Raw genomic sequence first — 13,196 nt, 5'->3', positions numbered from 1 at the left:
GCTATGGTGACCGCGCCCTCTATTTTCACGGGGATCTATCGAGTTTTGTGCGAATGCACGACCGCCAGTTGGTTCCCATTGACGGGGATTACGCGCTCGACATCGCCGACTTCCTGAAGAACGTCGTGGAGAGGAATACGGAGTTTGGGAAGAATGTACGTCCACGATGCGTGGTGCCATCGATAGTTCCGCCGCTCAAGCTGAAACCGGTGCTTTCCAACGCCTACATCGACGTCTGGTATCGATCTAAAGAAGCGATCGCCAACGCGGACCGGATTGTTGTCGTCGGGTACTCCTTCAACTATGCCGACGAGCACTTCAACGATTTGATACGTCAACACAAAGACAAGCCCGTCGTGGTTGTTGACCCGAATGCGGCAAGCGTTCGCGAGAACTTGCGCAATATCTTCTCTTACGGTGAGGGAGACTACGTGTCCAATACATTCAAAGGGCAGGCCTGCTTCCAAAAGGATAAGCTTCGGGTAATAGAAGGGAAAGCGGCTGACATCCCCTGGACGGATTTGTAGGCTCATTGTCGGGCCATGCCGCTGCGGTCAAGAGTGGGGCAATCGCGGGTACACCGAGCGCGCCGGGGTGCTTGGTGCGGCTTCCGATGGCCCTGCGGGCCAACCGAAGCCCTGGGAGAGACCCTCGGACTCGGGACCGATCCGGTAGGGGGTGTAGCGATTCTCCCCCACCGTCTTCGGACGCCGTGCGTCGGGCCCGTGCCGGGGTGAGACCCGACGACGACGGCCGAAGACGGCAGGCAACCCCGCAAAACGAAGCAGTGTTCCCACGGAGGACACTTTAGCTTGGTATTGCGCGCGGGAGCATTTGCTGGTAAGATTGTAAGTAACTACTCACTTACTAGTAAGGAAGATCAGTTTGGGAATTCGTGCACAACATTTACCCGCTGAGAAGCGACGGACCGCCGCCGTTGAAGCCGTCGTTTTTCTCGCGGGCTCCCAGAATCCCGCCAGTATAACTACCTCGGCTATTGCCAACCATATGCAACTTTCTCATGCGGCGCTGTTTCGGCATTTCCCCACCAAAGACGATCTCTGGGAGGCGGTCATGAGCTGGGTTGCCGAATTCCTTCTTGCGCGGATTGATCGTGCCGCACAAGACATCGAATCGCCGCTCACGGCCATGGAGGCGGTTTTCATGAGCCATATCGACTTTGTTTTGGACCACCCCGGAGTACCACGGATAATCTTTGGTGAATTGCAGCGGGGTGATGCCACCCGGACCCGGCAGATAACTCATGAATTGGTGCAGCGCTATGCCGAGAAAATTCGTAACCACATCGAACGGGGTAAGCGCGTGGGCGAAATAGCGTCGGACGTGGACACCCGGGCCGCGGCGTTACTTTTCATCGGAACTATCCAGGGCCTGGTGATGCAATCCATGTTGTCCGGTGATATTCGGCGCATTCGCCAGGACGCGCCGGGCGTTTACGCGCTATACCAGCGCAGTCTGAGGTGTGCGCCATGACACGTTCTCGTGTTCTAAGTCGAAAGACTATAGTGCTGGGGGCCATTATGCTTTCTTTGCTGGGTCTTTTCGTGGCTGTTACGTTTCGCTCGGGGCCGTTTTCGCCTGTGCCTGTAACCGTGGTGACGGTGGAAAGCAGGGCCATCACGCCCTCCCTTTTTGGCATCGGCATTGTCGAAGCGCGCTACACCCACAAGCTTGGGCCGACCTTCACCGCCCGGCTGCGGAATGTGGATGTGGAACCGGGCGACCGGGTTACGACGGGCCAATTGCTGGGCGAGATGGAGCCAATCGATCTGGACGCAAAAATCGTAGCTCAGGATGCGGCCATCAAGCGTGCGGAATCCATGGTGGCGGCAAGCGAAGCCCAAATCGAAGAGCTTGCCGCACGGGAAGACTTTGCCGAGGTGCAGGCTCGACGATACGAGGAGATCACCGCCAATGCCGTAAGCGCAGAGGATGTCGACGGGAGTAAAATGGCGCTGCGCGTGGCGAATACCGCCTCGGAGGCGGCGCGTGCAAATCGCGAGGTGGCCGTCCAGGAACTGGCGCGCGTGCATGCCGAGCGTGATGGTCTCCTCCAGCAGGGCGCGAACCTCCGCCTTTTTTCACCGGTGGATGGTCTCGTAACGCGCCGGGAGGCTGATATAGGCTCTACCGTCGTCGCGGGCCAATCGGTCGTCGAGGTCGTTGACCCGGAAAGCCTCTGGCTAAACGTTCGTTTCGATCAACAAAGCGCCTTGGGCTTGCAGTCTCACTTACCCGTCCAAATACTATTGCGCTCACTGGGCGTTGCCCCTTTAGCCGGCCATGTTGTACGCATTGAGCCGCACGCTGATGCGGTCACCGAGGAGATCCTGGCCAAGATAGTGTTCGATACGATTCCAGAAATCCTCCCTCCGATCGGCGAGTTGGCGGAGGTAACGGTCGCGCTTGAAGCAGAAAAGCCGACGCCCGCAGTTCCCAATGCCAGCATTCATCGCGTTAACGGAAATCTTGGTGTATGGGTGGTTGCGAATGGGGGAATTCGTCTTGCTCCGGTTAAATTGGGTGTGGCCGACCTGGACGGCTGGGTCCAGATACTGGAGGGAGTCCAGGACGGCGATCAAGTTGTTGTGTATAGCAAACGAGCCTTGAGTTCCACGAGCCGGATTACGATTGTCGACCGGCTTACGGACAAGGCCCGATGATCAGCCTGGCCGGGCGAGATATCCTGCATGGATGGGGGAAATTCCTGCTGACGGGTATTGGCCTGGGGCTCTTGATTGGCGTGACCCTTACCATGGCGGGGGTGTATCGGGGCATGGTGGACGATGCCCAGATACTGCTTGAAAACAGCGGTGCAGATTTATGGGTAGTGCAACAGGACACGCTGGGGCCCTACGCCGAATCTTCCAGCGTTCATGATGACGTTTACCGAGGGTTGCTCAGTATGGCGGGTGTCGCGCGCGCGGCCAACGTCACCTACCTCACCATGCAGGTGCACCAGACCAGCGGGCCAACCCCCATTGAAAAACGCGTCATGGTAGTCGGCATCTCCCCTGGTGGCCCTGGAATGCCGGGGCAACCCACCCACTTGGTCAACGGGCGGCACATTACCCGCAGCCATTATGAAGCCGTGGCGGATATCGCCACCGGATTCGATCTGGGGGACCGGATCCAGATCCGGCGCAACGAGTACTCCGTGGTTGGCTTGACACGCCGTATGGTCTCGTCCGGCGGCGACCCGATGGTGTTCATCCCGCTGAAAGACGCTCAGGAGGCCCAGTTTCTCAAAGACAACGATGCCATCGTCCGCCAGCGCGCCCGAACCGCGCAGAATCCCCAACTGAACCGTCCCGGCGTGCCCGGCGTGCTGGATGCGGTGATCGATTCCCAAAGCACGAATACCTACGTGAACGCCGTATTGGTCCAGATCGATGAGTGGGCGGAGCCCGATGCCGTTGCCGAACCCATTCGGCGGTGGAAGCGTCTGACGGCCTACACCCGGGCAGACATGCAGACGATCTTGCTCGCCAAAGTGATTGCCACCTCCGCCAGACAGATCGGAATGTTCCTGGTCATCCTGTCAATCGTGAGCGCCGCCATCGTGGCGTTCATCATTTACACGATGACCATGGGAAAACTCCGCGAGATCGCGGTGCTCAAGCTCATCGGAACCAGGAACCGAACTATCGCCTCCATGATCCTCCAGCAGGCGATCGGCCTGGGACTCATAGGCTTTATGGTTGGAAAAATCGCCGCCACCTTCTGGGGGCCTATGTTTCCGAAATACGTGCTGCTACTCCCTGGCGATACGTTGCGCGGCTTTGTTGCGGTACTCATTATTTGCATGCTGTCGAGCATTCTCGCCATCCGCGCGGCGCTCAAGGTCGATCCCGCGGAGGCTATCGGTGGATAGGAAATCTTCAAAGCCCGAGACCAGCGGCATTCACATTGAGTCGCTCAAGAAGCGTTATGGCAAGGGCGATACCGCGGTTGACGCGCTCAAGGGGGTTGATATGGTGGTGGCGCCTGGCGAGGTCGTTGGATTGGTTGGGCCATCCGGTTCGGGCAAGACCACCCTGCTCAAGTGTCTTGGGGCCATCATCGAGCCCACCAGCGGGCGCATGCGGGTCGGGGACAATGTCATCTATGATGATAGGTGGATGATTTCTGATCTGCGGGCACTGCGACGCGATAGAATGGGGTTCATTTTCCAGGCGCCCTATTTGATTCCCTTTCTCGACGTAACCGATAACGTTGCCTTGCTTCCGATGCTTGCCGGTTGTCCCAATGCGGCGGCGCGCCAGCGTGCGATGGAATTGCTCGAATCCCTCGATGTTGCGCACCGTGCCCGGGCCATGCCCTCGCAACTTTCGGGCGGCGAGCAACAGCGCGTGGCAATCGCCCGCGCGCTTATCAATCGGCCACCCGTCGTGCTCGCGGACGAACCAACGGCACCACTGGACAGTGAACGCGCGTTGGCGGTGATCCGACTGCTGAACCAGATGGCTCGGCAATTCCATACGGCGATTATCGTCGTCACGCACGATGAAAAAATCCTCCCCACATTCAAGCGTATCTACCACATCCGCGATGGTGTGGCCTTCGAGGAGGCGGGCGAAGGACGTGCATGATCACTCGGGAATCCTAAGTGATATGGCCGACGCTCTCGGGATGCTTTCGAAACGAAATGGACGGAGAAGTCGTGATCCGCAGCTCCCCTACTTTCCCGACATCCGGTTGCAGGAAACACAATAAAACTGCGGACATCATGCGCTGGCTATGTGCTTTGGAGTCCGAGGGCCGTGCGGGAGCGGTGACCTCCGTCGCCAAGCGGTGAATCACTTATCTTGTTGCTTCCAGGTTTGCCAGCAGCATGAGCGGAGCACGCGCAAAGGCCAGGATTTCAGGATGTGTCAGCCTGGGTGCACGCAGAATCCAGCGGAACGCATCGGCACATTGGGCGTCGAGCACGCGGAAAAGCTTGTTGAACTCGATCTCGTTTCGCGACGGAGGGGCAATAGTCCCGTTATACCGGGTGATGACGCGTCCATCGATTTGGACGTTCCATAGAATCCGGTAACGATCCCGGATTGCGTTGGGTATACCGTGCTCATCGAGGAACTGACTCAGCGACGGGTCATACTCAAAGTCGGGATCGAGAATATCGTCAATGTGCATCAGTTCGTGCCGCATAAAGGCCCGCATCCGGGCCGGGTAACTGAATAAGTCGACATCGAGCCGAATGAGCAGGTTGGGCTTCGGTCCATCCAGGGCGTGGGTTCCGTACAGCTCGGCACCTCCATCGCGGCGGCGAACGGAGGGCGCGAGGATGCAGCGTTGTACCCGCGACAGGACCATAGGCCACTCGGCCAGCGCATCGATGGCCGGTCGGGCGAGGTCGAGTTTCACGAACCAATCGCGATCCAGCCGCAGGAAGTTGTGATCGCGCCGCTCCGGGTCAGGTTCCTGATAGCAGACTTCCCGCGCGGCGTGGTAGGCCGCCTCCCCGGCCGTGCCACGGGTGGCGAGAAAAACGACTTGCTCGACGAGCAAGGGATCCCACTCGACGTCGCCTTCTACATGGTCGAGGCTCCTGTCCTCTTTGCAATCGAAATCCAATACGGGCGATTCGATCATTGTGTCAGCCTTCCGGCATTTCAGCGCTTTCGCACGGGCCATCGCAACTTCCACAGGCCATCGGGACGTCGACTTCTTCGATTGGCCGGAGGGTCAGGTAGCGCCGCCCGATGGTCAGCCCTAAACGCTTGCATTCAGCCTCCAAAAAAGCGTTGCAGAACGCCGCCGCCGCCACGTGCCAGGGCGCGGCCGTGTGGCTGGAAAGGTTCGTGAGGAAGGTGCGCGCAAAAGCGCCCATATGATCGCGAAGGAAGAGGCGCTGCGCCTGGCGGGCCACCTCGGCGGCGGAATCGTCTTTCTCGTCCAATGCGTGGGCCTCCTTCGCGCACAGAAAGCACATGAACTCGCTTTCGCACGCAATGTGATCGAGTCTTTCGTGCTTGCCGGGATCCACATCAAGGCCGAAGGCCCGATAGAAGCCGACAATATCGCTCATTTCCTGGGGCTGGAAGAAGGGCCCGCCGGTCCCGTATTCAGTCTCGTAGGGCGGTACCTGCCCGCGGGCGGTATGCCCGAAGAGGCGGACATGGGCGACCACCATTGCCTCGTGGCTCGTGCACCGGGCGGCCTCCGACAAATCGGAGATCGCGGCCCTCATCGCTTCCGAGTACGGGCTGTCCACACAGAAGAGTGCTGCGCTCAGGGCATCGCATTCTTCCCGCCCGGCAAAGGTGCGGAAGCGCGCGCTATCTGGATGGCGGAAGGCCGAGGCCATCACGCCATAGAAGGCGCTGCGCGCAAGGGCGGTTTCGGTCGTGTCCTCCAACGTTTCAGCAAGCATGGTCGTTGTTCCTCAGATGGAGTTCTGGTGGGTCGCCGGTCGCACGTAAAGTGGCTCTTCGACTTTTGTACGAAAGAGTTCCTCGTCGCTTGCCCCGTAGGCGATAACGGTGTCGTCATACACCTCAATGGCTTTGCCCCGCAGCGTGCCCTCGTAGACCTTGGGGCCCTCCTGCACTTCATAGCGGTAGATGATCCGGTTTGAGCGGCGGAACAGTTGGAGTACCGCAAGCAGCTCGCGGTCGGGATACATATAGCGCTCGATGGCCGCGTCCACGCCCGGGCCGAACATCTGATAGAGATAGGAGCGGGGTACCCAGCGCGGGGGGATGTAGTAGCCGTTGGGCTCGGTGCCAAACTGGGGGTAGAGGGGCAGCGCGACCTTCGCGACATGGACGAGATAGTAGAGGGGGTGGTAACGATTCTCGGCCCAGGTGCCGTCCTCGTTCAACTGAACGGTTCCCTGCATACGAATCTGGCCGATACAGGCGGCCATACAGCGCGTTTCCATTGGCACGCCGCCGCTCTCGGGATCGGAGCCTTCAACCCGCGGGTAGCAGCCGATACATTTCTCGGAAATGCGCGTGTTCCCCCGATACATCGACTTCTTATAGGGACAAGCCTCGACACATTTGCGATAGCCGCGACACTCCTGCTGGTTGATCAGGACGATGCCGTCTTCCGGACGCTTGTACACCGCCTTGCGCGGGCATGCCGCGACGCAGGCCGGATACTGGCAGTGGTTGCAGATGCGCGCCAGGTAGAAGAACCAGGTCTTGTGCTCCGGCAGCGAGGTGCCGCTGGGGTCATACTGGCCCTTTGTCCCCGTATTGCCCGATGGATTGTCCTCGTAGATATTCGGATTGATCCATTCCTCGTCCCGGGGCAGATAACCCAACACGCGCGTGCTGTCCGGGGTCAGCATCTTTTCTGCGGCTTCAAAAATCGTTGTTCCGTCGAAGGTCCCGTAGGGCTGGCGTGGATCGGTGCCGTCCCCCGGCGTCCAGGTCTGGGCATCGGGATTGGCCTCTTGCAGCAGCTTCAGGGTCTTAACGTCCCAATGCTGGGGGTAGCCGCCGTAGGGTTTCGTCTCCACATTAGCCCACCACATGTTCTCCTGGCCTTTGCTGAAGGTCCAGGTGGATTTGCAGGCCATCGTGCAGGTCTGGCAGCCAATACAGCGGTTCGTGTTAAACACGAAGGCGAACTGTCGCTTGGGGTAGGCCGCCTCATAGGGGTACCCCATCTCGCGACCGAGTTGCCAGTTATAGACCCGTGCCATCTTGTTCTCCTTGGCAGCCAACTCGGGAGAGCGGCCGGTACTGCGGTTCTAACACGCCATGCGGCCCCGGATTCATGCGGGTGCCGCCATTTCGCAACACGGGTCCGCGCCCGCCGCCACGCGATGCGCGCGCAGTGCGGCCCGGCAGGAGGACATGACTTCGCAACATTCCCGGACCACCTGGGTGACGCTATCGGCGCCAAGCACCAGGAAGGCGCTGTGTGGCCCTCGGTACTCGGGCGATTGAAACAAATCAAGAATGGATTGCTCGCTCTGGCCCAGGCGGGCCAACTCTTCCGCAAAAACATAGGCGGCCTCGAGGGCTGTGGCGGGCGACGTCACGAAAGCCACGCCGTTCAGGACCATGGGATCGTCGGATTCCGGGTCGTTATAGGGCATTGGTGTTCCTCGCTTCGTTAAAACAGCGTTTCGCCGGAGTAGCCGCCCGCCAGATACAGCTTCATGGCCTCGTCCTCGTTGTCCGGCGCCATGCCCGACAACGTCGGACCCCAGACGCCCTTCCCTCCCAGGCCGCCGTTTTCGGCCTTTGTCACCTTGACGAGCGCCTCCTTGGGCACGGTGTTGACGGCGTGGTTGTCGGCTTCGCCGCCGAACAGGAATCCGATGGTCGCCTTGGCCTTGTGGAAAAGGGTGTCCGTCTGGTGCATCGGCATATGCCAGTTACGCGTGATCGACTGCTGCGAGCCGTAGCGCATGTTGGCCTGATACCCCGTGTTTTCCGACAGGGCGCGTCCGTCGGCCCGCGTCTCGTGGGCCTTCACACTACGCTCGGTTGCGATAAAGGGCCCGTGCTTCATCATGATCACGTCGTAGGGATAGGCATGGTTGTACTTGACGCGCAACATACAGCGGGACACCTTGTAGAAGGGGTCATCGGGCGTCGCGCCAATGTAGGGACGGTCGGCCGGATTGGCATCCACATAAACATAGTCGCCATCCTCGATTTCCAGATCCCGGGCGGCCTGGGGGTTCATGTGCAACTGATGTTCCCCGAGTGTTGGGGAGCGCTTGTCGAGCCGGTACGGGTCGCCGAAATTCGAGTCGTACATCATGTGCCAGTCCACGTTCGACCAACTGCTATGCACGCGATGCCGTGTCTTCGGGGTCAGGCAGAAGAATTGGTAGCCCTTCTCCCATAGGAAATTCGTGGTCTTCTTCGCTTCGGCCCAGGGCATCTTCACATTGCGGATAGTGCGGTCGTCCCAGTGCTCGGCGTCGGCCGGGATTCCGTAGTCTTCCGGGCGCACCAGGGGATTGGAACTGATGATCACATTGGGCAGATAGGGTGACGCCTCCGGACCTTCCCGGTGGACAATGAAATTCTCGCCGTACTCGATGGCCTCGGACGTGTCCGCATAGGCGTGGAGGCGTCCCGTGTCCGTAAAGAAGGGTTCGGAGAAATGTACCTGCTCGTAGAACGGAATGCGGGGATAGGTGCGAAAGTTCAGGAGGCAGCCCCCGGAAGGTCCGTACTTGCCCGCCATGATGTCGTCAAGTTTATATCCGGTCGTGGTGGTCGAGGTGTCGAGGAGCCGCTGGATATAGATGTTGCGGTTGCCCTGGTTCTCGAAGTGAAACATGTCGTGAAAGCGCTGCTCGCCGGTGAGGTCGCCGAGCGCGTTTGCGATACCCGCCAGAATGGTCAGATCGTCTTTGCTATCGAAGACGGGGGGGATCCCGCCTTTCCAGATTTGGAGGAAGGGGTTCGAGCAGGAAGCGGTGATCTCCAGCCCCTCGAACTCAAGCCAGGAGTTCGCGGGCAGCGCGATGTCCGCATATTCGATGGAGGCCGTCATCTGCACATCGACCGAGACGATCATGTCCACCAGGGGGTTCACGTTCTTAATCATCTCGTACGCCCACTTGGCATTGTTGATGAGGTTTACATTCGTGAACACGATCGCTTTCGTCGGTGTCGGCATGTGCGTCTTGCCCGTGAAGTTCTTATGGCCGAACTTCGGCGTATCGACGATAAGCGCCTTGTCTCCGTGATTCCAGTAGGCGGGTTCCTCATCCTTGGTATAGGCGTGGGTATGAACTGACTTCCCGGGCGCCTCCGAATCGAGCGTCAGTTCAAAGGGATCTTCCGCCACCCAGCCTTTAAACCCAGGGCCGGTCCAGGGCGAGCCCTGGAAGAGCGCCGACTTATAGTTGCCCGCCCAGGTGTGGCAGCCCGCGCCGGGCTTCCCGATATTGCCGGTGAGCATCATAGGGAGATAGGCCGCGCGGTTCATTTCGGTCGCGTGAAACCAGTGGTTGATGCCTTCGCCCTGATGGATCGTGCATGGTCGGATTGTGGCAATGTCTTCCGTGAGCTGTAGTATCAAGTCCTTCGGGGCCTGCGTGATATCGCAGACTGTGTCGATGTCATAGTCCTTGAGGTGCTCGTGGTACAGATTCCAGAGGGTCGCCACTTCGACAGTCTCGCCGCTGACCAGCGTCAGGGTGTAGTTCCCGTCGAGGGCAAGCTCCACCCCCTTCGCGGCCAGATGCTCCCCCACTTCGTCGCGCGTTATGGCCACAGGGGCATTGGCCTTCGTGTCCCATCCGACAAAGTCGCTGAGCTCGGCGTACTGCGCCTCCGTGAGATTCTGGATCTTCATCGAGGCCCCATCCGCCTTGAGGCCCGGCTGATAGCCGGGAATTACGTCGGCCGCGCGCAGCCGTTTCAGGTTGTCCTTGCGCACTAGCAGCGGGAAGTCCGTGAACTGCTTCACGAAGGTTTCATCATACTGCTTATTGTCGATCAAGAGCTTCGTCACGCCCAGCCACAGGGCCGCGTCCGTCGCGGGCCGGATCGGGATCCAGTAATCCGCCTTGGTGCTGGGCGGTCCGTACTCGGGCGCGATCACGACGATCTTGGCACCCCGCTCCATACATTCGATGAACCAGTGCGAATCGGTCATCTTGTTCTCGACTAGGTTTTTCCCGTCCATGATGATCAATTTCGAGGAGCGGAGGTCGTTGAAGTCGCAGTCCGACGCCTGCAAGCCATGAACCCAGGGCTGACCGGGTGCCTGGTCGCCGTGCCAGGTATAGTTCGACCAGTTCCTGCCCGCGAGCGCCTGTTTTGGTTCCACGCCGCGCACCGTTGCGTCCAGCAGGGCCAGGGAGTTGTTCAGGCGATACATTCCATACTTGCCCATGACCCCGAGCAGGCCCATGCCGCCGCGCATCTTGATGCAGCGGGTCCCGGCCCCCTGAGTCTCGGCCACCATCTCGGGTTGATAGCCCTGAGAGAGCAGGCGCTGTGTACCCTCCTCGCCGCTGTAGTTGACGGCCACCGACTTCAGTCCGCCCGCCACGTACTTGAATACTTCCTCCCAGGCTACGCGCACAAATTCGTCATTGCCGCGGCTATCGAATTTGTACATTGTCCGCAGCTCGGGCGTAAGTGCCGGGAACCCCGCGTCGGCCCAGGCCTTCCAGCCTTTCCGGACGATGGGATAGCGCAGGCGATAGGGACCATAGATCACCCGGTGAAACGTATAGCCCTTCGCGCATTGGCGGGGATTCCAGTTGACCGTGGCCTTGTTGCCGTACAGATCGGCGTAGTCCTGGTAGTCATAGGTTGATCCGAGACGCGTCACCACGCCGTTGCGCAGGTAGGCCCGGACCCGGCAGGCATGGGTGTCATTCGGCGAGCACACCCAGTCGAACATGGAGTCGTAACGATACTGATCCCGGTAGATCTTTTCCCAGTCCCGCGCGATAGTCCCCGCCAGCGGATTGTCGCCTGCCTCCGCGGCGTGCAGGATCTCCAGGGGGAGGCCTGCGAGGCCGGCGCCGAGGCTAACCCCGAGCACCCGAAGGAAACTTCGCCTGCTCACCTTGTCACATCGTCTTTGGTTACTCATTGTACCCTCCCGATGACTGTCGCGCGGATGGTCACGGTTGAATCTCGAGTTCGTGCCATGTGGTGACACACTTCTTCCCATCGCGGTCCCCCTTGCTTCCATCCCACACGGCGAAGGCGATGGAGATACGGGAGCCGGGCTCCAAATCCATTTGGTTTGGGTGGGGCGCTTTCAGGCTCCGCTTGAACGTCACGGCATAGGAAGACGTGTCGTAGCGACCGAAGGCGGCGACGGCCTGGTGCTCCAGCGGGCAGGCGCTGAGCGTGCCAAAACCGCGGGCGTTGAGGTCCTCCGCCGACAGGGGATAGGTGGGATCAGAGACGATGTTACCCGCCCCCCAGCCGGTAACGTAGGTCGGCGATGATTTCAGGGTGAGTGCGTGGCGCGCCGGCTGTTCCAGCGGCGAGCTTTCCGAGTTTGGATAGGAGTCGATGCCAATATTCGGATAAACCGTTTCGATATCCTGAAACGCCGTCTCCAGATTGACCTGGCGTTCGGATTTCCACATCCAGATGTTGACCGGGCTATCGGCCGCGCCCATCCCGATGAAGGGCGGGGCGGTTTCGGGAGACATCTGGACCGCCACCGCATCGCGAAAATCTTCCGTTCGTATCGCAGTGTGGTCGTTCGTGGCATCGGTCCAGACCAGTTGAAGGGCAAGGTTCTCGCCATCATGTATCGCCCGCACGGTGACGTAGTCTGCGGATTCGTCACGCCACCACAGCGGCGTAACTCTAACCCGGATCGGGGCTGCCGCCTGCCATTCGCTTGAATCCGGGTGATCGGGGATCGCCACGCGGCGAAGGGCGCGAAGACTTTCCCGATGGGGTTCAAAGGCGGCGCGCTGCTCGGCGGAAGACATTTCCATGACGTATTGGGCCAACAGAGACGCCGTCTCGCCTTCCGCCCAATCGCTCATCGGCATGGGGGTTCCCGGTATGCCGGCTACAATTCGGCGATACACGGCTTCGTAGGTTGCCGGCCCCTTGTAAATCCCTTTGGTCAGATCCCGCGGGCGGGTCGGGAAACCCTCCGAGTCGATCTGCCGCTGCGGGCCGTCACTTCGGCCCGTGGGACCGTGGCAGGGGGCGCAGCCCTCAACAAACAAGGCCGCCGCCTTCGCGCGCGTCTCTGGAGTCAATGCAATCGGCGGTGTCACCCGAACCACGCCCCCGGTAGGCGCCTGCACCGCGCTATCGGCCGCATCGACAGCACCCGGCCACGGGCGCGGCGAAAGGGATTTTACATAGTGGACCAGGGCCCCCCGGTCGGGCTCGCTCAGATGGGCGAAGGGCGGCATTGCCGAGCCCGGCATGCCCCGGGTCAGTGTGTCAAAGAGATCCTGATCCGTAGGAAGTCGTTCCCAGGTGGAAACTATCCGGAACTCGCCCTCGACCAGATTCCGAGGCTTCGGATAGAGGAGATACGCGGCGGGGCCATCTCCCCTGCCCTCCGCGCCATGACAGGCCGCGCATTCCCGGGCAAAAACTTGCGCGCCACGCGCCACCCCCTCGGGCGTGGCTGGCGGGAGGACCTCCGGACAGGCGTTCAGCGTGCCTAGTAGAATGCCGAAGACCAGGGAGAGCGAGCATCTGGCTCGGACTCTTCGAATCATGACAGGAGACCTCCCAGTATCT

Annotated in this window: 11 protein-coding genes; 5 read left to right on the top strand and 6 right to left on the bottom strand. The window is 60.2% G+C overall.

Going from position 1 to position 13,196, the window contains the following annotated elements:
* Window positions 1-53 precede the first annotated feature (53 nt).
* From JNK74_17900 to JNK74_17880, 5 genes are all read left to right on the top strand, one after another.
* Complete coding sequence (locus JNK74_17900; GenBank protein ID MBL7648060.1) at window positions 54-527, top strand: hypothetical protein; 474 nt, start codon at window positions 54-56, stop codon at window positions 525-527.
* Between the two features lie 358 nt (window positions 528-885).
* Window positions 886-1,494: a TetR/AcrR family transcriptional regulator gene (locus JNK74_17895; protein ID MBL7648059.1), complete on the top strand. Its 609-nt coding sequence runs from the start codon at window positions 886-888 to the stop codon at window positions 1,492-1,494.
* Window positions 1,491-2,684 carry an efflux RND transporter periplasmic adaptor subunit gene (locus tag JNK74_17890; GenBank protein ID MBL7648058.1) on the top strand — a complete coding sequence of 398 codons (1,194 nt, stop codon included), beginning with the start codon at window positions 1,491-1,493 and terminating at the stop codon, window positions 2,682-2,684. Before JNK74_17895 ends, JNK74_17890 begins: the two co-directional genes overlap by 4 nt.
* Window positions 2,681-3,895 (top strand): ABC transporter permease, encoded by a 1,215-nt coding sequence (locus tag JNK74_17885; protein MBL7648057.1) that lies wholly within the window; start codon window positions 2,681-2,683, stop codon window positions 3,893-3,895. The genes JNK74_17890 and JNK74_17885 overlap by 4 nt, the downstream gene beginning before the upstream one ends.
* A complete protein-coding gene (locus JNK74_17880) occupies window positions 3,888-4,613 on the top strand; it encodes an ABC transporter ATP-binding protein (GenBank protein MBL7648056.1) in 726 nt (241 codons plus the stop codon). The genes JNK74_17885 and JNK74_17880 overlap by 8 nt, the downstream gene beginning before the upstream one ends.
* Window positions 4,614-4,824: 211 nt before the next feature.
* On the opposite strand, the gene JNK74_17875 is transcribed toward JNK74_17880, so the two are convergent.
* The 6 genes from JNK74_17875 to JNK74_17850 form a co-directional block, all read right to left on the bottom strand.
* Window positions 4,825-5,619, bottom strand: a complete 795-nt coding sequence (locus JNK74_17875; protein ID MBL7648055.1) for a hypothetical protein — start codon at window positions 5,617-5,619, stop codon at window positions 4,825-4,827.
* A 4-nt stretch (window positions 5,620-5,623) separates the two neighbouring features.
* Entirely contained in the window at window positions 5,624-6,400 is a 777-nt protein-coding gene (locus tag JNK74_17870; GenBank protein MBL7648054.1) for a molecular chaperone TorD family protein, read from the bottom strand.
* A gap of 12 nt (window positions 6,401-6,412) precedes the next feature.
* Window positions 6,413-7,681, bottom strand: a complete 1,269-nt coding sequence (locus JNK74_17865) for a nitrate oxidoreductase subunit beta (GenBank protein ID MBL7648053.1) — start codon at window positions 7,679-7,681, stop codon at window positions 6,413-6,415.
* A 72-nt stretch (window positions 7,682-7,753) separates the two neighbouring features.
* Complete coding sequence (locus JNK74_17860) at window positions 7,754-8,080, bottom strand: hypothetical protein (protein MBL7648052.1); 327 nt, start codon at window positions 8,078-8,080, stop codon at window positions 7,754-7,756.
* A 17-nt stretch (window positions 8,081-8,097) separates the two neighbouring features.
* Entirely contained in the window at window positions 8,098-11,559 is a 3,462-nt protein-coding gene (locus JNK74_17855; GenBank protein MBL7648051.1) for a molybdopterin-dependent oxidoreductase, read from the bottom strand.
* A gap of 31 nt (window positions 11,560-11,590) precedes the next feature.
* A complete protein-coding gene (locus JNK74_17850) occupies window positions 11,591-13,174 on the bottom strand; it encodes a c-type cytochrome (GenBank protein ID MBL7648050.1) in 1,584 nt (527 codons plus the stop codon).
* Window positions 13,175-13,196: the final 22 nt, after the last annotated feature.

It is taken from the genome of Candidatus Hydrogenedentota bacterium, from assembly GCA_016791475.1.
Classification (GTDB): Bacteria; Hydrogenedentota; Hydrogenedentia; order Hydrogenedentales; family JAEUWI01; genus JAEUWI01.
This window is presented reverse-complemented; position numbering and strand designations above follow the sequence as displayed.